Source organism: Pseudomonas sp. DE0010 (assembly GCF_007680745.1).
Lineage (GTDB): Bacteria > Pseudomonadota > Gammaproteobacteria > Pseudomonadales > Pseudomonadaceae > Aquipseudomonas > Aquipseudomonas parafulva_B.
In genome coordinates, this window is the sequence record NZ_VEJQ01000007.1 from 54,716 (window position 1) to 75,146 (window position 20,431).

The 20,431-nt window shown below is 63.8% G+C and carries 15 protein-coding genes and 1 riboswitch; of the genes, 8 read left to right on the forward strand and 7 right to left on the reverse strand.

From position 1 onward, the window contains the following. From FS767_RS07560 to FS767_RS07570, 3 genes are all read left to right on the forward strand, one after another. The gene (locus tag FS767_RS07560) at positions 1-4,950 is read left to right on the forward strand and encodes an Hpt domain-containing protein (RefSeq protein ID WP_256674243.1); all 4,950 of its coding nucleotides are present in this window, start codon (positions 1-3) and stop codon (positions 4,948-4,950) included. Further along, positions 4,943-5,425, forward strand: a complete 483-nt coding sequence (locus tag FS767_RS07565) for a chemotaxis protein CheW (RefSeq protein WP_144964739.1) — start codon at positions 4,943-4,945, stop codon at positions 5,423-5,425. Before FS767_RS07560 ends, FS767_RS07565 begins: the two co-directional genes overlap by 8 nt. A gap of 68 nt (positions 5,426-5,493) precedes the next feature. Then, positions 5,494-6,111, forward strand: coding sequence for a hemolysin III family protein (locus FS767_RS07570; protein ID WP_023532881.1), 618 nt, complete (start codon positions 5,494-5,496; stop codon positions 6,109-6,111). A gap of 41 nt (positions 6,112-6,152) precedes the next feature. Here FS767_RS07570 and FS767_RS07575 read toward each other — a convergent pair whose 3' ends face one another. Beyond that, positions 6,153-6,872, reverse strand: a complete 720-nt coding sequence (locus tag FS767_RS07575; protein WP_144964740.1) for a 16S rRNA (uracil(1498)-N(3))-methyltransferase — start codon at positions 6,870-6,872, stop codon at positions 6,153-6,155. 102 nt (positions 6,873-6,974) lie between these two features. Further along, the gene (locus FS767_RS07580) at positions 6,975-8,381 is read right to left on the reverse strand and encodes an adenosylmethionine--8-amino-7-oxononanoate transaminase (RefSeq protein WP_058638876.1); all 1,407 of its coding nucleotides are present in this window, start codon (positions 8,379-8,381) and stop codon (positions 6,975-6,977) included. 206 nt (positions 8,382-8,587) lie between these two features. On the opposite strand from FS767_RS07580, the gene FS767_RS07585 reads away from it, so the two are divergent. The 3 genes from FS767_RS07585 to FS767_RS07595 all read left to right on the forward strand — a co-directional run bounded on the left by FS767_RS07585 (position 8,588) and on the right by FS767_RS07595 (position 11,900). Then, positions 8,588-10,492, forward strand: a complete 1,905-nt coding sequence (locus FS767_RS07585) for an FAD-dependent oxidoreductase (protein ID WP_144964741.1) — start codon at positions 8,588-8,590, stop codon at positions 10,490-10,492. A gap of 243 nt (positions 10,493-10,735) precedes the next feature. Continuing rightward, complete coding sequence (locus tag FS767_RS07590) at positions 10,736-11,287, forward strand: cytochrome b (protein ID WP_058638878.1); 552 nt, start codon at positions 10,736-10,738, stop codon at positions 11,285-11,287. A 34-nt stretch (positions 11,288-11,321) separates the two neighbouring features. Then, positions 11,322-11,900 carry a YceI family protein gene (locus FS767_RS07595; protein WP_058604050.1) on the forward strand — a complete coding sequence of 193 codons (579 nt, stop codon included), beginning with the start codon at positions 11,322-11,324 and terminating at the stop codon, positions 11,898-11,900. A 49-nt stretch (positions 11,901-11,949) separates the two neighbouring features. Here FS767_RS07595 and FS767_RS07600 read toward each other — a convergent pair whose 3' ends face one another. From FS767_RS07600 to ahcY, 4 genes are all read right to left on the reverse strand, one after another. Further along, positions 11,950-13,830 carry a DEAD/DEAH box helicase gene (locus FS767_RS07600; protein ID WP_144964742.1) on the reverse strand — a complete coding sequence of 627 codons (1,881 nt, stop codon included), beginning with the start codon at positions 13,828-13,830 and terminating at the stop codon, positions 11,950-11,952. A gap of 218 nt (positions 13,831-14,048) precedes the next feature. Beyond that, a complete protein-coding gene (locus FS767_RS07605; protein WP_144964743.1) occupies positions 14,049-14,837 on the reverse strand; it encodes an ABC transporter substrate-binding protein in 789 nt (262 codons plus the stop codon). A 133-nt stretch (positions 14,838-14,970) separates the two neighbouring features. Then, entirely contained in the window at positions 14,971-15,816 is an 846-nt protein-coding gene (gene metF / locus FS767_RS07610) for a methylenetetrahydrofolate reductase [NAD(P)H] (protein WP_144964744.1), read from the reverse strand. Positions 15,817-15,975: 159 nt separating this feature from the next. Then, positions 15,976-17,385 carry an adenosylhomocysteinase gene (gene ahcY, locus FS767_RS07615; protein WP_027914022.1) on the reverse strand — a complete coding sequence of 470 codons (1,410 nt, stop codon included), beginning with the start codon at positions 17,383-17,385 and terminating at the stop codon, positions 15,976-15,978. A 20-nt stretch (positions 17,386-17,405) separates the two neighbouring features. Continuing rightward, positions 17,406-17,502: riboswitch (S-adenosyl-L-homocysteine riboswitch) on the reverse strand. 178 nt (positions 17,503-17,680) lie between these two features. On the opposite strand from ahcY, the gene FS767_RS07620 reads away from it, so the two are divergent. Continuing rightward, positions 17,681-18,082 carry an acyl-CoA thioesterase gene (locus FS767_RS07620; protein WP_023533000.1) on the forward strand — a complete coding sequence of 134 codons (402 nt, stop codon included), beginning with the start codon at positions 17,681-17,683 and terminating at the stop codon, positions 18,080-18,082. Between the two features lie 34 nt (positions 18,083-18,116). Here FS767_RS07620 and FS767_RS07625 read toward each other — a convergent pair whose 3' ends face one another. Next, the gene (locus FS767_RS07625; protein ID WP_144964745.1) at positions 18,117-19,352 is read right to left on the reverse strand and encodes a sodium:proton antiporter; all 1,236 of its coding nucleotides are present in this window, start codon (positions 19,350-19,352) and stop codon (positions 18,117-18,119) included. Between the two features lie 242 nt (positions 19,353-19,594). Between FS767_RS07625 and FS767_RS07630 the strand changes: the two genes are divergently transcribed. After that, positions 19,595-20,428, forward strand: coding sequence for a DMT family transporter (locus FS767_RS07630; protein WP_144964746.1), 834 nt, complete (start codon positions 19,595-19,597; stop codon positions 20,426-20,428). Positions 20,429-20,431 lie beyond the last annotated feature (3 nt).

Here is a 20,431-nt window from a genome sequence, read left to right on the forward strand (position 1 = left end):
ATGTCCACGCCCATGCCCGGCTCCATTGCTGGCCCTGCCCGCCACGATACCGTGGGCTTGGCCTGGACCAAGGCTGCCCTGCTCGATTGCCTGGGGCAGGGGCGCCAGGCGCTGGAACGCTTTGCCGGCGAGCCTGAAGACCTGTCGCTACTCACCTTCGTGGCGGACAACCTGCACCAGGTACACGGTTGCCTGGTGATGCTTGAGTTGCCTGGAGCCACGCGCCTTGCCCAGGAGCTGGAAATGCTCGTGACCGACCTGGCCAGCGGTAAGGTCACCCCGCGAGGCGACTGCCTGGGCGCGCTGTTCAGGGGCCTGGAGCTGTTGCCTTCGTACCTGGAACGTCTGCGCGGCGCTCGCCATGACCTGCCACTGGTGATGTTGCCGCTCCTCAACCAGCTGCGTGCTTGCCGAGGCGCGGAACCGGTGGTTCATGGCCGCCTGCTCGGCAGTGCAGGCCAGCGTCTGGCAGGTGCCGAGGACCTGGCGAACCTTGACGTGTCGCTGGGCAACTGGCGCGAGCAGTTGCAGGCCGGGGAGGGCCGCGATGCGCTAAGGTCGGTGGTGGCGGCATTGTGTGACGACCTCATGCGCATCAAGGACCGCCTGGACCAGTTCGTGCGCAGCGACCGGCAGCACAATGAACAACTCGAAGTGTTGCTCGCTCCCCTGCGCCACGTGGCCGATACCCTGGCTGTGCTGGGTTTCCAGCAGCCGCGTCGGGTCATCATCGATCAAGTGATGACGCTGCAAGGGCTGGCCCAGGGCGATCGGGCCGTGGATGACGCGGTGTTGATGGATGTGGCGGGCGCATTGCTGTATGTGGAGGCCACGCTCAACGGCATGGTCGGGCCGCTCGAAGAAGGGGGAGAGGCAGGCCTGCCGGGCGCCGATGTCGCCGAGATTCGCCTGGTCGTGCTGCGAGAGTCGCTGAACGTGTTGCAGCAAGCCAAGGACCTGTTGGGCGATTGCCTGGAGTCGGGTTGGCCCCGTCAACACCTGCAGGCCTTGCCAGGTTTGCTCCAGCAGGTGCGCGGCGCCTTGGCCATGCTGATGCTGCCGGCAGCTGCCGAGGTGTTCGCGCGCTGCACGGCGTTTGTCCAAGGCTGGGTACAACAGGCGCAGGCCGACCCCTTCTCCGAGGAACTGACGCTGCTGGCCGAAGCCTTGAGCGCTGGCGAATGCTACCTGCAATGGCGCGTGGCCGACCCGCTGGCCGACGCCCAGCGCTTCATCGTCATGGCCCGCGAGCGCCTGGGGGCGTTGGGCGTCCACTGTTCCACCGCACAAGAGCATGCCGACCTGGAGGACGGGGACGGCCTTCAGGACGAGTTGCGTGGCGTATTCATCGAAGAAGCCCAAACACTGCTTCAGGACATTGAGCGGCACTGGCTGAACTGGCGTGCCGACCACCAGCAGCAGGACGCGCTGATCGACGTGCACCGGGCGTTGCATACGCTCAAGGGCGCAGCCCGCCTGGTGCATGCCCAGGCGTTGGCAGAGCTGGCTTGGGCCGCCGAGCACCTGCTCAACCGCGTGCTTGCCGGCCGCAACGTGGTTGGCGCAGACGGGCAGATAGCGCTTGAGCAAGCGTTCGCGCAACTGCCCGAGGTGCTCGCTGACTTCGCCGCAGGGCACCTGCCGCACGTGAGCGCAGTACAGCAATTGGTGGGCCGCCTGCATGCCCTTGCCGAGCGCGATTTGCCAGCCGCGGCCAACGCGCAGGGGCTCGACCCGCAGTTGCTGGACATCTTCCGTTCCGAGGCGCAAGGCCACCTGGCCAGCCTCGATACGTTCCTGGCACATGCCCAGCACGGCGTCCCTGTGGACGACGCCCTGCAGCGGGCCTTGCACACCCTCAAGGGCAGTGCGGCCATGGCCGGGGTCTTGCCCATGGCCGAACTTGCCACCGTATTCGATCGGCTGGCGCGTGAGTACAAGGCGCACGACCTGCTGCTCGACGAAACGGAGTTGCGCTGGCTCACGGCCGCCGCGTCGATGTTCGGGCAGGGCCTGGCGCAGTTATCCACCACCCCGTTCGACCCCCTGCCCGGCGCGGCCCAGTTGATCGAGCAGGTTGAGTTGGCCTTGGATACGCGTATTGCCGCCCTGGGTGGCGATGCGCATGCCTCGACCGGCAACGCTCGCGACCCGCAACAGGTCGCAACGTTCCTGTCACAGGCCATGGACCGCCTGCTGGATGCCGAGACGTTGCTGGCCGACTGGCAGCGGCACCCGGCCCAACGGGGGGCCTTGGACACGCTGCTCGATGACATGACTGAACTTGCCCATGCCGCCCATTCAGCCGATCTGTGGCAGGTCGATGAGGTGTGCGAAGCCTTGCTGGACCTGTACGGTGCTGTGGAGGAGGGCAGTCTGCCTGCCGATGGGCAGTTCTTCACCCATGCCCAGCACGCCCACGAAGCGCTGCTGGACATGCTCGACGAGCTGGCTGCTGGCCAGGACGTCGCCCCGCGTACGGCGCTGGTGACCCGTCTGCGCGACCTGCAGGGGCAAGGGCTTGCTCCCGATGCCACCGGGCGCGTGGGCCTCGACAGTGTCATACCGCTGCACCCGGACATGGACGTGCAACTGATCGACACACCGACCCCTGACGTAGCCCTCGACCCGGCGCCAGTACAGCCGTCCCAGGCTCCGGAAAGCGCCGGGGAAGAGCTGATGGAGGTCTTTCTCGAAGAAAGCTCGGACATCGTCGAGAGCGCTGCGGCGGCCCTGGCGCGGTGGCAGGCCGACCCACGCAGCACGGTGGAGGTGGACAACCTGATGCGCGACCTGCACACCCTCAAAGGGGTGGCACGCATGGTCGAAATCGGCCCCATCGGTGACCTGGCCCATGAGCTGGAATTTTTGTACGAGTTGCTCGCGGCAGGGCGCCTGCCACCGAGCGGGGCCTTGTTCTCGCTGTTGCAGAACTGCCACGACCGCCTGGCGCACATGCTCGATGCCGTGCGCCTGGGGCAACCGCTGCACGCTGCCACGGCGCTGATCGATTACATCCGCAACTTCAGCAGCGCAGGGCTGACCGACAGCGCGGCCGGCACCAGCCCGGTCGAAACTGCCGCCAGCGAAGGGCCGGCAGTAACCCCTGAGCGAGTACCGGGGGATATGGTCAAGGTCGATGCCGAATTGCTGGACGACCTGGGCAACCTGGCCGGTGAGCATTCGATCATCCGTGGGCGTATCGAGCAGCAGGTCAATGACGCCCAGTTCACGCTCAACGAAATGGAAACCACGCTCGAGCGCATGCGTGACCAGCTGCTGCGCCTGGATATCGAAACCCAGGGCCGGATCTCCAGCCGCCAGCAGATCGAAGGCGATGTCTATGAAGATTTCGACCCACTGGAAATGGACCGCCACTCGCAGTTGCAGCAGTTGTCGCGGGCCCTGTTCGAGTCGGCCTCGGACCTGCTGGACCTGAAGGAGACCATGGCCCAGCGCGCCCAGGAAGCCTATGGCCTGCTCCAGCAGCAGGCGCGGGTCAACAGCCAACTGCAGGAAGGCCTGACGGCAACCTTGATGGTGCCCTTCGAACGCCTGGTGCCGCGCTTGCAGCGCGTGGTGCGGCAGGTGGCGAGCGAGCTGGGCAAGCAGGTCGAGCTGGTGGTGGGCAACGCCGAGGGGGAGCTGGATCGCAGCGTGCTGGAACGCATGGTGGCGCCCCTTGAACACATGTTGCGCAATGCCGTCGACCATGGCCTGGAAAGTCGCGAAGCCCGATTGGCCGCGGGCAAGCCCGAGCAGGGCACGATCCACCTGAACCTGCTGCACGAGGGGGCGGACATCGTCATCGAGATGACCGACGACGGCGCCGGCGTGCCGCTACACGCTGTCCGGCTCAAGGCCATCAAGCGCGGCCTGCTGGACCCGCAGGCGCAGCTGAGCGACCACGAGATACTGCAGTTCATCCTCAGGCCGGGCTTTTCCACGGCCGAAAAGATCACGCAGATTTCAGGTCGGGGCCTGGGCATGGACGTGGTCCACGAAGAGGTCAAGCAGTTGGGCGGCTCGATGACCATCGAGTCGGCCCAGGGCAAGGGGGCGCGTTTTCAGATTCGCCTGCCGTTCACGGTGTCGATCAACCGCGCACTGATGGTGCACCTGGGCGATGAGCAGTACGCGATCCCGCTCAACATCATCGAAGGCATCGTGCGGGTACCGCCCGCCGAACTGGCGGCCTGCTACGAGCAGGAGCCGCCGCGCTACACCTATGCAGGCCATCAGTACCAGCTGCGCTACCTGGGCGAGCTGGTGCAGGGCGCCCCGCGTCCCACGCTGCTGGGCCAGAGCGTGCCATTGCCCTTGCTGCTGGTGCATTCGCAGGAGCAGTCGTTCGCCATCCAGGTCGACAGCTTGTCGCCCAGCCGGGAGATCGTGGTCAAAAGCCTGGGCCCGCAGTTCGCGGCCGTTGCCGGCCTGTCGGGTGCAACGTTGCTGGGGGATGGGCGAGTGGTGCTGATTCTGGACCTTCTGGGGCAGTTGCGCGGCCAGCAACGGCGGCTTGCTCGTCTGCCTGGAGGCACGCCACGTGGGTTGCTGCCGGCAGCAACCCCGGATCGCACCTTGCTGGTGATGGTGGTGGATGACTCGGTCACGGTGCGCAAGGTCACCAGCCGGCTCTTGGAGCGCCATGGCATGAGCGTGATCACCGCCAAGGACGGGGTGGATGCCATGGCGGTGCTGGAAGGGCACCGGCCCGATGTGTTGCTGCTGGATATCGAAATGCCGCGCATGGACGGTTTCGAAGTGGCGACCCGCATTCGCCAGGACGCCCGTCTCAAGGACCTGCCCATCATCATGATCACCTCGCGTACGGGGCAGAAGCACCGCGACCGAGCCATGGCCATCGGGGTCAACGAATACCTCGGCAAGCCTTATCAGGAGTCGGTATTGCTGCACAGCATCCTCCAGTGGAGCCAGTCCCATGCTTGAACTGATAGCCGGGCAGCGCAGCAGCCTCACCGGGCTGTTGCTGCCTTTGGGCGACCGTACGTTGGTGCTACCCAATGTGGCCGTGGCTGAACTCAGTGGACTGCGCAATGTGGCGTGCCAGCGCGGTGACCTGCCCTGGCACCTGGGCTGGGTCGACTGGCGCCAACAGCGCTTGCCCCTGATCGGTTTCGAAGCGGCCTGCGACAGCCACACGCCCTGTGGCGAACGGGCCCGCGTGGTGGTGCTCAACGCATTGGGCGACACGGGCTTGCGTTACCTAGCCTTGCTGCTGCAAGGCATACCGCGCTCGTGCAAGCTCGACAGCCAGCTCAACTACGTCGACGTGGCATTGGCACCCCTTGAGTTGGCCGCTGTCCAGGTAGGGGATCAGGTGGCGCGCGTACCTGACCTGGTGGGGCTCGAGCGCCTGGTCAGGGACGCGCAACGCAGCGGCAGGCTGCAAGCGCCGGGTTAGAGCGTGCGGCCGTTGTGCGTCGATTGTCGTGGCTGAAACTGGATGGGTTTCGAAAGGTCTTTAAGTGCATGTATTACGGTGAACGCTTCAATGCCTGGACCCACTTGGTGGGTGCGTTGCTGGCAGGCCTCGGTGCCCTCTGGCTGATCGTCGGGGCCATCCTGCAGGGAGACCCCTGGAAGATCGTCAGTTTCTCCATCTACGGCGGCACGCTGTTGCTGCTGTACAGCATTTCCACGCTGTATCACAGCACGCGCGGGCGGGCGAAGGTGATCATGCGCAAGCTCGATCACCTCTCTATTTACCTACTGATTGCCGGCAGCTACACGCCTTTCTGTCTGATCAGCCTGCGCGGGCCTTGGGGCTGGAGCCTGTTCGGCATCGTCTGGGGGCTGGCAGTACTGGGCATGCTGCAGGAAATCAAGCCGCGCTCCGAAGCACGGGTCTTGTCCATCGTGATCTACGCCGTGATGGGCTGGATCGTGCTGGTCGCCGTCAACCCGCTGCTGCAGGCGCTGGGTACCGCCGGTTTTGCCTGGCTGGCCGCAGGGGGCGTGTTCTACACCGTGGGCATCATCTTTTTCGCATTCGACCGGCGTTTTCGTCACTGGCATGGCATCTGGCACTTGTTCGTGATTGCCGGCAGCCTGATGCATTTCGTGGCGGTGTCGCACTACGTGCGTTGATCACCCCAGCCTGCGAGCACCGCCCGTGCGCCTGGGAAAGCTTAGAAATCACCCCAGAGCTGTTGTGCCACTGAAAGGGCCACCACGGGGGCGGTTTCGGTGCGCAATACCCGCGGGCCCAGGCGCGCCGCATGAAAGCCCGCTGCCTTGGCCTGCTCCACCTCGGGTTCGCTCAAGCCGCCTTCCGGGCCAATCAGAAAAGCCAGGCTTGCCGGTTTGGCATGACTGACCAGCGGTTCGGCTACCGGGTGCAACACCAGCTTGAGCTGCGCCTGGGTGGCGGCCAGCCACTGAGCCAGGGTGATGGGCGGGTGGATGATCGGCAGGCTGGAGCGGCCACACTGTTCGCAGGCGCTGATCGCCACTTGCCGCCAGTGGGCCAGGCGCTTGTCGGCGCGCTCGTCCTTCAGGCGCACCTCGCACCGCTCGCTGACGATCGGGGTGATCTCATTGGCGCCCAGCTCGGTGGCTTTCTGGATGGCCCAGTCCATACGCTCGCCCCGCGACAGCCCTTGACCCAGGTGCACCTGCAGCGGTGAGTCGGCTTGGCCAGCGAATGCCTGGTCCAGGCTCACGCGCACGGCTTTCTTGCCCACCTCCAGCAACTGTCCACGGTATTCCTGGCCGCTGCCGTCGAACAGCTGCACGGGGTCACCCGCCGCCATGCGCAATACGCGGCCGATGTAGTGGGCCTGTGCCTCGGGCAGGTCGTGTTCGCCAAGGCTCAGGGGGGCGTCGATGAAGAAGCGGGACAGTCTCATGGGTAAGCTCTGAAAAGGTAAGGACGACCGGAAGGCCCACGCCGGCATGACGCATGCAGCGCAGGTTCCGGCGCGGTCGCAGGCATGGCCTTTGACTCGCTATCAGCCCGGATCGCGAAAATCCGGGTGGAAGGTGCTGGGCACCGTCACGCGGGTGCTGTCGCGGGTGGCGATGTCGATGCCTTCGCTGGCCACTTCGGCCAGGAAGTCGATCTGTTCGGGCGTGATGATATACGGTGGCAGGAAATACACCACACTGCCCAGCGGGCGCAGCAGCGCGCCACGGGTCAGGGCATGCTCGAACACTTTGAGGCCGCGTCGCGCCTGCCAGGGGTAGGGCACCTTGCCGGCCTTGTCCTGGACCATTTCGATGGCCAGGACCATGCCGGTCTGGCGAATCTCGGCCACGTGGGCATGGTCGGCCAGATGCGCGGTGGCGCTGGCCATGCGCGTGGCCAGCGCCTTGTTGGCCTCGATCACGTTGTCCTGCTCGAAGATGTCGAGGGTGGCCAAGGCGGCCGCGCACGCCAGCGGGTTGCCGGTGTAGCTGTGCGAATGCAAGAACGCGCGCAATGTGCGGTAGTCGTCATAGAACGCCTGGTACACCTTGTCGGTGGTCAGGCAGGCAGCCAGGGGCAGATACCCCCCGGTCAGGGCCTTGGACAGGCACAGGAAGTCCGGGCGAATACCTGCCTGCTCGCAGGCGAACATGGTGCCCGTGCGACCGAAGCCAACCGCGATCTCGTCATGGATCAGGTGCACGTCGTAGCGATCGCAGGCTTCGCGCAAGAGCTTGAGATAGACCGGATGGTACATGCGCATGCCGCCGGCGCCCTGGATCAACGGCTCGATGATGACCGCGCTGATCGAGGCATGATGCTCGGCCAAGGTCTGCTCCATGACCTGGAACAGGGTGCGCGAATGCGCCTCCCAGCTGACGCCCTCCGGGCGCAGGTAGCAATCGGGGCTCGGGACTTTCAGGGTGTCGAGCAGCAACGCCTTGTAGGTTTCGGTGAACAACGGGACGTCACCGACGGACATGGCGGCGATGGTTTCACCGTGATAGCTGTTGGTCAGGGTGACGAACCGCTTCTTGTCCGGCTTGCCGACGTTCTGCCAGTAGTGAAAGCTCATCTTCAGCGCCACTTCGATGCAGGACGAGCCATTGTCGGCGTAGAACACCCGGTCGAGCCCGGCCGGCGTCATGGCCACCAGGCGTTCGGACAGCTCGATGACAGGCTGGTGGCTGAAGCCTGCCAGAATCACGTGCTCAAGCTGGTCGACCTGCTCCTTGATGCGCTCATTGATACGCGGGTTGGCATGGCCGAACACGTTTACCCACCAGCTGCTCACGGCATCCAGGTAGCGCCGGCCCTCGAAATCCTCGAGCCACACCCCTTCACCGCGCTTGATCGGTATCAGCGGCAGTTGCTCGTGGTCTTTCATCTGGGTGCAGGGGTGCCAGAGGACCTTGAGGTCGCGCTGCATCCACTGATCATTGAGGCCCATGAGCACTTCTCCTGGCTTGGCGGCGTGGGGGCGTAAGCCTAAGCAATGGCACGGGTGAGAACAACCCGCCAGAAAATGTCATTTAGCCAGACCACTTGATGTCACTACGCTGGCAGCCCTGGCAGCGGTGACGTATTCTAGCGCCTCTCTCGGGGCATCCCGCCTCTCTCTGTTTTTCTGCAACCTTTGACTCGGAGTTCGCCAACATGGCTGCTGCTTGGGTGCGCCTGTGCGCGTTGGTATTGATTGGTGTTTCCAGCGGTGCCGCGCTGGCGAGTGACAAGACGCCCACGGCAATCGTCGTGGGCGGCGGCATGGCGGGCCTGACCGCAGCCTACGAGCTGCAGAACAAGGGCTGGCAGGTGGCCCTGCTCGAAGCCAAGGCAGGCATGGGCGGCCGCTCGGGCCTGGCCACCAGCGAATGGATCGGCAATACCAAGGCGCAGCCGGTGCTCAACCAGTACGTTGATCGCTTCAAGCTCGACACGCTGCCGGCGCCCGAATTCGTGCGCACCCCTGGGTACCTGATCGATGGCGAGTACTTCAGTGCCGCAGACCTGGCCCTCAAGCAGCCGGCCACGGCCGAAGCCCTCAAGCGCTACGAGAAAACCCTGGACGACCTGGCCCGTTCGATCGACGATCCGCTCAACCCCCAGGCGACCAGCACCCTGTTCGCCCTGGACCAGATCAACGTGTCCTCCTGGCTGGACAAGTTGCAGTTACCTGCCACGGCCCGTCAGTTGGTCAACCAGCAGATCCGCAGCCGCTACGACGAGCCGTCGCGCCTGTCGCTGCTGTATTTCGCCCAGCAGAACCGCGTCTACCGTGACGTGAGCGACCGTGACCTGCGTGCAGCGCGGCTGCCCGGCGGCAGCCCGGTGCTGGCGCAGGCGTTCGTCAAGCAACTGAAGACCATCAAGACCGGCTCGCCGGTGAGTGCAATCGTTCAGGACAAGGACGGCGTTACCGTGAAAGTCGGCAGCGTGGGTTACCGCGCCGATTACGTGGTGATGGCCGTGCCCCTGCGTGCACTGGCCAAGATCCAGATGACGCCTGGCCTGGATAACCAGCATGTGGCGGCGCTCAAGGGCACCAACTACGGTTGGCGCGACCAGGTGATGCTCAAGTTCAAGAAACCGGTCTGGGAAAGCCGGGCGCGCATGTCGGGTGAGATCTTCAGCAATACGGGCCTTGGCATGTTGTGGATCGAACCGGCCCTCAAGGGCGGTGCCAACGTGGTGATCAACCTTTCCGGCGACAACGCCCGCCTGCTGCAGGCCTTTGGTGACAAGCAGATGGTCGACCAGGTGCTCATTCGCCTGCATACCTTCTACCCTCAGGCCCGTGGCGCTTTCACCGGTTATGAGGTCAAGCGCTACAGCGCCGATGCCGGCACTGGGGGTGCCTACCTGGCCTATGGACCTGGCCAGATCAGCAAGTACTGGCGCCTCTGGGAGCGCCCGGTACAACGCATCGCCTTTGCCGGTGAGCACACCGATGCCTTGTACCCAGGCACGCTTGAAGGCGCACTGCGCAGCGGTCAACGGGCTGCCGGCCAAGTGCAGGACCTGCTGGCCGGCAAGTCGTTCGACCCGGTCAAGGCCGTGCCAGCGGCAGCGACTGCCGCTGCAGGCGCGGCAGCGGCCAAGAGCAAGGGCAATTTCTTCACCAACCTGTTCGGCGGCGGCGCGTCCGACAAGGACAAGGCAGTCGACCAAGCGCCGGCCAAGCCTGAGACCCAATCGGCCGATGCGACGGGCCAAAAAAAGCCAGGCTTCTTTGCTCGCCTGTTCGGTGCCAAGGAAACGCCGGCGCCAGCGCCTCAACCGGCGGCCAAGGCAGCTGAAGTAGCCCCTGTGGCGCCACCCGCAGCGCAACCGGCGGCGCAAGCCCCGGCACAGGCACCGGCCAGCCCGGCGCCCGTCGTCAAGGCAGCGCCCACGAAGGCGGCAACCACCAAGGCTGCCCCGGTCAAGCAGGCGCCAGCCCACAAGCCAGCGGCCAAACCGGTGCACAAGCCAGCGCACAAGCCTGCCGACAGCAAAAAAGCTGCTACCAAGCCGGCGCCAGCCAAAAAGCCTGCAACCGATAGCCAAGCCAAGGCGAGCTGATACTGCAGGTCTGTCGGGCACTGCGCGGCAGGCCTGTCAGAAGGGCTCAGCCACTTGACTGAGCCCTGTGTCATGCGCGTTGATCGAAGCACTCGCTGCCCGTTATCGGCGTTAACGTTTCCTTAATAGGCCGTAGCGAAACTTGCTATCGGATTTGTCGATAATCCAAAGCAATTTTTTCCGCTTTTATTCGATACGTTTGACGCTAGTCTTTGCATAGCTTTCACGGGGAAGAACGCCAACATGCAAGTGCGCAATTCATCTTCACGCTACGGCGCTGTCAGCATCTTCATGCACTGGGGCGTGGCGCTGACCGTCTTCAGCCTTTTCGGCCTCGGGTTGTGGATGGTCGGGCTCGACTACTATGACCCATGGCGCAAGGCCGGCCCGGACCTGCATAAAAGCATCGGTCTGGTGCTGCTGGCGGTGATGCTGTTGCGCGTGCTGTGGCGCTTTGTGAGCCCCCCACCGCCGGCACTGGCCAGTTATGGCCCGCTCACACGCTTGGGGGCCAAGCTGGGGCATCTGGCGCTGTACCTGGGATTGTTCGCCGTAATGATCGCCGGTTACCTGATATCCACCGCCGACGGCGTAGGTATCCCGGTGTTTGGCTTGTTCGAGGTGCCCGCCCTGGTCAGCAATCTGCCAGACCAGGCGGACCTGGCCGGCGTCATTCACCTGTGGCTGGCGTGGGGTGTGGTGGTTTTTGCGGGGTTGCACGCGCTGGCCGCACTCAAGCACCATTTCATCGACCGTGACGCGACCCTCATGCGCATGCTGGGCCGCAAAGCTTGACGCTCAACCTCAATCGCAAAGGAAGGAAGTAACGATGTTGAAAAAGACTTTTGCCGCTCTGGCGCTCGGTACTGCTCTGTTCTCCGCTGGCCAGGCCATGGCAGCCGAGTACAAGATCGACAAGGAAGGCCAGCACGCTTTCGTGGACTGGAAGATCAGCCACCTGGGCTACAGCTTCATTCACGGTACGTTCAAGGACTTCGACGGTAACTTCACTTGGGACAGTGCCAAGCCTGAAGCCAGCAAGATCAGCGTCGACCTGAAAACCGCCAGCCTGTGGTCGAACCACGCCGAGCGTGACAAGCACATTGCCAGCGCCGACTTCCTGGACGTGAAGAAGTACCCGGATGCCAAGTTCGTATCCACCAGCGTCAAGTCCACGGGTGACAAGACCGCTGACGTGACCGGTGACCTGACCCTGCACGGCGTGACCAAGCCGGTGACGTTCAAGGCCACCTTCAACGGTGAAGGCAAGGACCCGTGGGGCGGTGAGCGCGCTGGCTTCAACGCCACCACCACCTTGAACCTGAACGACTTCGGTATCAAAGGCCCAGGCCCAACCTCGCAGACGCTGGATCTGGACATCAGCGTCGAAGGCGTGAAGCAGAAGTAATAAACGCCAGCCGAATGAAAAACGGGGCCGCTAGCGGCCCCGTTTTCGTTTACGACCCCTTGCGGGTCAGCAGTGCTGGGCGTTCGCCGCGCGGACGGCTTGGCAGATCGTCCAGTTGCTCGGGGGTCGGATAGCGGTCCAGCTTGGATTCCTTGCGGATGATCACAGGCTGATGCTGGGGCTGGCGCGTGTTACCTACGGCCGGCTCCTGGCGGGCAGCGGCGTCACGCGGTGGACGACCACCACGTGCGCCGCCGTCACGGCGGGCAGCGCCGCCATTGTTGGCGCGAGGCGGGCGTTTCTCGCCACCGCCAGTACGGGGTTGACCGTTGTTGCGGCCTTGACCACCGGCATTGGTACGCGGCGTACCCCCTTGCGGTTGACCTCCATTACCGGCTGGGCGACGGTTGCGGCCCTGGCCCTTGCCATTCTGGTAGGGGCTTACGTAGTCGGCACGGTTACCGAAGTTGTCCACATCGTCATCCAGAAACTCTTCCGGGTCGCGGTTGGGCTGCATGACCGGAGGGGTGGCGTTACTGGCCTGTTGCTGGCGAGGCTTTTTGTCGCGTGGCTTGCGCGGCTGTTGCTGCCTGTCGCCGGCCTTTTCCTTGTCAGCGGGTTTGTCCGCAGCCTGCTGGCGGGTCCTGCCCTTGTCCTTGCCCTTGTCCTTGCGGCCACCGTTGGCGTCTTTGCCGCCCTCGCCACGGGCCTGCTGACCACGACCGCCACGGCCATTGGTTTGCTGGCGTTCGCGTACTTCGGGCTTCTCGGCCTCGACCTGGCTGGCATCGAAGCCCATCAGGTCGCCGTCCGCGATTTTCTGACGGGTCACGCGCTCGATGCTCTTGAGCAGTTTTTCCTCGTCAGGTGCCACCAGGGAGATGGCCTCGCCCGAGCGACCGGCGCGACCAGTACGGCCAATGCGGTGTACATAGTCTTCTTCGACGTTAGGCAGCTCGAAGTTGACGACGTGGGGCAGTTGGTCGATGTCCAGGCCGCGAGCGGCGATGTCGGTGGCGACCAGAACGCGAATGTTGTTGGCCTTGAAATCAGCCAGGGCCTTGGTGCGCGCGTTCTGGCTCTTGTTGCCGTGGATGGCGGCGGCAGTCAGGCCGTGCTTTTCCAGGTACTCGGCCAGGCGGTTGGCGCCGTGCTTGGTGCGGGTGAAGACCAGCACCTGTTCCCACGCACCCAGGGTGATCAGGTGCGCCAGCAGAGCACGCTTGTGGCTGGCCGGCAGGCGGTAGACACGCTGCTCGATGCGCTCGACGGTGGTGTTGGGCGGGGTGACCTCGATGCGCTCCGGGTTGTGCAGGAGCTTGTCGGCAAGGTCGGTGATGTCCTTGGAGAACGTGGCCGAGAACAGCAGGTTCTGGCGTTTGGCCGGCAGGCGGGCCAGCACTTTCTTGACGTCGTGGATGAAGCCCATGTCGAGCATGCGGTCAGCTTCATCCAGGACCAGAATTTCTACATGGGCCAGGTCGACCTTGCCTTGACCGGCCAGATCGAGCAGGCGGCCAGGGCAGGCAACCAGGACGTCGACGCCCTTGGCGATGGCCTGCACCTGCGGGTTCATGCCGACGCCGCCGAAGACGCACGCACTGACCAGCGGCAGGTCGCGGGCATACAGCTTGAAGCTGTCGTGCACCTGGGCCGCGAGTTCGCGGGTCGGGGTCAGTACCAGGACGCGTGGCTGGCGTGGGCCATGGCGCTGGGATTTGTCAGGATGACCGGCCGGGAACAGACGTTCGAGAATCGGCAGGGCGAAGCCGCCGGTCTTACCGGTACCGGTTTGTGCGGCGACCATCAGGTCGCGGCCTTGCAACACGGCGGGAATTGCCCGCTGTTGCACGGGGGTCGGCTGGGTATAGCCCGCGGCTTCAATGGCGCGGACAAGAGCCTCGGAGAGACCGAGGGAAGCAAAGGACATGGGCAATCCTGTTCTCGTGTGGGCTGGGCCCGTAGGGATGTTCTGCCTGGCGCGACGGGCATCGGCAAGATGCGATCGCGTCCGGTCCAGCTGGGCGTTCACTGCACATCCGGGAAACGGAGGGCTGACGCCTGAGTGCGTCGATGCCGATCGGGATGCCTGTTGCGAGGCCGAGCGTCCGGGCGTGAGCCGGGCGGGAAGGCCCGAGTATAACAGAGCTAGCGCGCTGTGCTGCTTTCCTGCTGCTCAACGGCGTTCGCAACGGCCTCAGGGTCGTGTGTGTAATGGTCCATGATGGCCCCATAGGCCGGTTCCTGCTTGAAGCGCCGCAGTTCCTCGGCAAAGGCCTGGGCCAGTGCCTCGCGCCCGGGCTTGCGGGCCAGGCCCAGGTATTGGAGCTGACGACTGACGACAAGCGGCAAGGCCTCGATCTGTTGCTCCAGGCCCATGAGCCGGATGACATGCAGGCCGACCCTGCGGTCGGTGATCGCTAGGTCTATGCGCCCCAGCGCCAGCTTGCCGAAGTTCGCTTCATGGGTCGGCGCCGCTTCGCGCTTGAAGAACTCAGCGTTATTGAAAGCCGCACTGTAGTTGTAGCCTGGCGAGGTGCCGACGGTCAGGCCGGCCAGCTCATCCAGGCTCGATACCTCATGCCGGCGTGACTTGGTCTGGAACAGGATCAACTCGGCCGTGGACATAGGTTCTGGGACATACAGCAAATAAGGATGCCGGGACTCGACCTGGAAGACATCCATGATGCCGTCGGCCTGCCCTTGCTCGATCATCGCCAGGCAACGTTTGAAGGGCATGAATTGCCATTGGACCTCGTACCCCAGGCGACGCAGCACCTCGGTCGTGACCTCGTAGTCGATGCCTCGCGGCTGACCGTTTTGCTCGTAGACATAGGGTGCCCAGTCATCGCTTACCAGGCGCAAGCGCTCGCCCAGCGCGAACGGGCTGAGGCAAAAGAGCAGCAGGATCCAGATCAGACGGGCGGAGATTGGCATGCCCGGAGATTACGCGCTCGGCCAGGTCAAGACCAGTGCCGGATTGGGCGGAGCAGGGCGCCGCAGGTGGGGCCTGCGACACGTGCGAATGAACCAGGCGCCGGTCAGAAACCAGCACGTGGTCCATCAGGCTTCAACGAGAGGACTGGAGGTTGTTCCAGATCGCCATGCTCGGTTCTGCCTGGTTCAAGGTGTAGAAGTGCAGGCTCGGTGCGCCGCCTTGCAGCAGCTCCTCGCACATGCGGGTGATGACTTCTTCCCCGAAGGCCTGGATGCTGGCCGTATCGTCCGCATAGGCTTCGAGCTGTTTGCGAATCCAGCGTGGGATTTCGGCGCCGCAGGCGTCGGAAAAACGCGCCAGCTTGCTGTAGTTGGTGATCGGCATGATGCCGGGCACCACTGGAATGTCCACGCCCAGCTTCTGGGCCCGCTCGACGAAGTAGAAGTAGCTGTCGGCGTTGAAGAAGTACTGGGTGATGGCGCTGTCGGCACCGGCCTTGGCCTTGTGCGCGAAATTGGCCAGGTCGGCCTCGAAGTTGCGTGCCTGCGGGTGCATCTCGGGGTAGGCGGCGACTTCGAGGTGGAAGTGGTCACCCGTTTCCTGACGGATGAACTCGACCAGGTCGCTGGCATAACGCAGCTCGCCACTGGCCATGCCCATGCCCGAAGGCAGGTCACCGCGCAGTGCGACGATGCGCTTGATGCCGACTTGCTTGTACTCGGCCAGCAGCGCGCGCAACTCGGCCTTGGTATCGCCCACGCACGAGAGGTGGGGCGCAGCCGGCACCTGCACCTGGCTCTCCAGCTGCAACACGGTGTTGAGCGTGCGGTCGCGGGTGGAACCCCCGGCGCCATAGGTGCAGGAGAAGAAATCAGGATTGCAGGCGGCCAACTGGCGCGCCACGCCCATCAGCTTTTCATGACCTGCGTCGGTTTTGGTCGGGAAGAACTCGAAACTGTAGCGGCGTTCCTGTGACATCACTCGTTCCTCTAACAGCAAGCCCAAAGCTGCAAGCTGCAAGTAGAAGCCAGGTCGGTGATGGCCGACCTGGCCTGGCATCGTTCACGTTTCTTTCAGGCGTGTACTCCAAGCGGCAATGCCACGGTCTGGCACTGCCTGGCGCTTGAAGCGTGCCAATCAGTAACGGTAAGCGTCTGGCTTGAACGGGCCTTCAACGGTTACGCCGATGTAGTCGGCCTGCTGCTTGGTCAACTGGGTAACCACGCCGCCAAAACCGCGGACCATTTCCAGGGCTACTTCTTCGTCGAGCTTCTTGGGCAGTACTTCGACCGTCAGGCGCTCGGCTTTCTTCTCGGCCGACAGGTCGGCGTACTTCTGCTCGAACAGGAAGATCTGTGCCAGGACCTGGTTGGCGAAGGAGCCGTCCATGATGCGGCTTGGGTGGCCAGTGGCATTGCCCAGGTTGACCAGGCGGCCTTCGGCCAGCAGGATCAGGTAGTCGTCGTTCTGAGGATCGAAGCTGCCAGCACCAGTGCGGTGAATCTTGTGCACCTGCGGCTTGACCTCTTCCCATGCCCAGTTCTTGCGCATGAAAGCGGTGTCGATTTCGTTGTCGAAGTGGCCGATGTTGCAGACCACGGCACGCTTTTTCAGGGCCTTGAGCATGTTGGCGTCGCAGACGTTGACGTTACCGGTGGTGGTGACGATCAGGTCGATCTTGCCCAGCAGCGCCTTGTCGACACTGGCCTCGGTGCCATCGTTCAGGCCATCGAGGAAGGGCGATACCACTTCGAAACCGTCCATGCAGGCCTGCATCGCGCAGATGGGGTCGACTTCGGTGACCTTGACGATCATGCCTTCCTGACGCAGCGACTGAGCCGAGCCCTTGCCCACGTCACCGTAGCCGATCACCAGGGCCTGCTTGCCCGACAGCAGGTGGTCGGTGCCGCGCTTGATGGCATCGTTCAGGCTGTGACGGCAGCCGTACTTGTTGTCGTTCTTGCTCTTGGTGACCGAGTCGTTGACGTTGATGGCCGGAACCTTCAGCTCGCCCTTGGCCAGCATGTCCAGCAGGCGGTGCACGCCGGTGGTGGTTTCTTCGGTCACGCCGTGGACGCGCTCGAGCACCTGTGGGTACTTCTTGTGCAGCAGCTCGGTCAGGTCGCCACCGTCATCCAGGACCATGTTGGCATCCCAGGGCTGGCCGTCCTTGAGGATGGTCTGTTCCAGGCACCATTCGTATTCCTGCTCGGTTTCACCCTTCCAGGCGAAGACCGGGATACCGGCGGCTGCGATGGAGGCGGCGGCCTGGTCCTGGGTGGAAAAGATGTTGCACGACGACCAGCGCACTTCAGCCCCCAGGGCGACCAGGGTTTCGATCAGCACGGCAGTCTGGATGGTCATGTGGATGCAGCCCAGGATCTTGGCACCCTTGAGCGGTTGCTCGGCCTGGTACTTGCGGCGCAGGCCCATCAGCGCAGGCATTTCCGATTCGGCGATGATGGTTTCGCGACGGCCCCAGGCGGCCAGGGAGATGTCGGCAACTTTGAAATCGGTAAAACCAGCAGGCATGTTTGCAGCGCTCATCAGAGCCTCCATTCGTAGTGTGCGAATGGGCGCCGTTGTGCGTTGAGCGTCCGCGGGAGCGGACAACGCCCCATCCGAGCCTGACAGGTCGAGCCTGCTGCAGCGCCCCTCGGACAGGTGGCGGGCATGGCGCCGCTGTGGACGGCCATGTAAAACGGCCACGATTATAGCCGGGTGCGGCACCATCCCCAAGGTTTTCTGTCGATTAATCGAGACGATAGTCGATGTTGGGTGGAGTGACGCTGGCCGCTCTGCCATCATCGTTTTACGCAAGCCAGGATGCTCAGGAGTCCCGATGAACTTCCATACCCGCAAGTGGGTTAAACCCGAAGACCTCAACCCCAACGGCACGCTGTTCGGTGGCAGCCTGCTGCGCTGGATCGACGAGGAAGCGGCCATCTATGCCATCGTGCAGCTGGGCAACCAGCGCGTGGTGACCAAGTACATGTCGGAAATCAACTTCGTCAGTGCCTCGCGCAAAGGCGACATCATCGAGCTGGGCATAACGGCCACCGAGTTCGGCCGCACCTCGATCACGCTGCGCTGCGAAGTGCGCAACAAGATCACGCGCAAGAGCATCCTGACCGTCGAACGCATGGTCTTCGTGAACCTGGGCGAGGACGGCCTGCCTGCACCGCACGGGCGTACCGAGATCAAGTACGTGCAGGACCAGTTCCCCGACTCTGCCGTGGAGTGACGGTCTGGGGCTGCAGGGTGCAGCCCCGCTTCTTTCAGGGTTGTGCGCTGACCCTGCGCACCACCTTGCCGATGCTCAGGCCCTGGACCAGGATCGAGGACAGCACCACGATGTAGGTGATCGACAGCAGCAGGTCACGCTCTTCACCCAATGGCAACGACAGCGCCAGGGCTACCGATACCCCACCCCGCAGGCCACCCCAGGTCAGCACCCGCACCGTGCCCTTGGGCACCGCACGCCAACGCCGCAGCAACACGATGGCCGGCGCCACGGTCAGCAGGCGCGACAGCAGCACGGCCAGCGCCAGTACACTGCCGGCGGCCATGTGCAGCCAGTTGAACGGCAGCAACAGCAGTTCGAGGCCGATCAACGCGAACAGCAGCGCGTTGAGCATGTCGTCGATCAACTCCCAGAAACCGTCCATGTAGCGACGGGTCATGTCGTTCATCGCCAGGTTGCGGCCCAGGTTGCCGATGATCAGGCCCGCCACCACCATCGCGATGGGGGCCGAGACGTGCAGCTCGTAGCACATCGCCGAGCCACCGATCACCAGTGCCAGGGTCAGCATGACCTCGACCTGGTACTGCTCCACGCTCTTGATCATGCGGTAGGTGGCGTAGCCGATCACACCGCCGAACAGCACGCCGCCGATGGCTTCGCGAGCGAACAGCAGCGCGGTGTCGGCGATGCTCGGGGTTTCACCGAGCTCGATGATGCCCAGCAACACGGTGAAGACCACAACGGCAGTACCGTCGTTGAACAGAGACTCGCCGACGATGGTGGTCTTCAGGGGTTTTGGAGCGTTGGCCGTACGCAGGGCGCCCAACACTGCAATCGGGTCGGTCGGGGAGATAAGCGCGCCGAACAGCAGGCAGTAGATCAGCGGCACCTGCCAGCCGAACATCGCGAACACCCAGTGCGACAGGTAGCCGATGACCACGGTGGCGATCAGCACGCCCACGGTGGCCAGCAGGCCGATGGGCCAGCGGTAGCTGCGTAGGTCGGACAAGTTCACGTGCAAGGCACCGGCGAACAGCAGGAACGCCAGCATCCAGTGCATCAGCAGGTCATTGAAGTCGATCTGGTTCATCAATGCTTCGACGCGGGCTTCCAGGCCCGGAAAGCCGATCAGGCTCAATGCCTGCAGCATGAGCGAGAACAGCAAGGCCGTGACCATCACGCCGATCGCAGGCGGCAGGCCGATGAATCGATAGTTCACATAGGTGAGAAGGGTGGTGAGGCAGATAAACGCGGCAACTAATTCAAGCATCCCGATTCCTGTAACAGTGGCTTCCAAGTCGTCACCCGACTGACTCGGGCAGCTCTTTGATGACCTGACGAGGGGTTCGGGGCACAGGGTTTGACCGAATTTGCCGTAAACGTTCCCGTTCGAGCCCAGCTGAAGGCGTTGGGCGGGCTGCATCACAGGGATGCAAGGCCGCCTTGTAATTGACGCGTTCACCTGGCCAGGGCTTATAGTCTGCGTCCGGTAACCCATTGAGGACCCACCGCGTGTTGGCCACGTCTCTGGTGCTGATCGCTGCCTTGCTCCATGCCACCTGGAACACCTTGATCAAATTCAGCGGCGAGCGCCTGCTGGTCATTGCGAGCATGGACACGGTGGCCCTGGCGCTGGTGGTGCCTGCGGTGGCCTTCGTGGACATCCCGCCTGCCGGTATCTGGCCCTGGTTGCTGGCTTCGGCGTTTGCCGAGCAGCTGTATCGCTGGCTGCTGATCAAGGCTTACCGCGTGGGCGATTTGGGCCTGGTCTATCCGCTGATGCGTGGGCTGTCGCCCCTGGTCGTGCTGGCGCTAACCCTGGTGTTCGCCGGAGAACCTCTGAGCCAGCAACAAATCATCGGCATTCTGCTGATTCCCTGTGGCATGGCCTGCCTGTTGTGGCAGGGCGGTGGCGGAGACCGGCTGCCCTGGTCGATGTTGCCGGTAGTGGCCCTGATCGGGCTGTGCATCGGGTGCTATACCTGGTTCGACGGTCAGGCCGTGCGCCAATGGGGCAAGCCCTGGGACTACCTGGTGTGGCTGACGTTGCTCAGCGCCTGGCAATTCCCCGCGCTGGCCGTGGTGGCGCGCCGGGCCCCGTTCGTGCTGTTCTGGAAAACCCAGTGGCGGCTGGGCCTGGCCGTTGGGCTGTGCGTGCTGTTCAGTTATGCCCTGGTGCTCTGGGCGATGCACCTGGGGTCGGTGGCCGAGGCAGCGGCGCTGCGCGAGCTGAGCGTGATCCTGGTGGTGTTGCTGGGGATGCGCTACCTCAAAGAACCTTTCGGCGGGCCAAGACTCCTAGCTTGCGGGCTGGTACTGGCAGGTATGCTGGTAATGAAGCTCTGACCG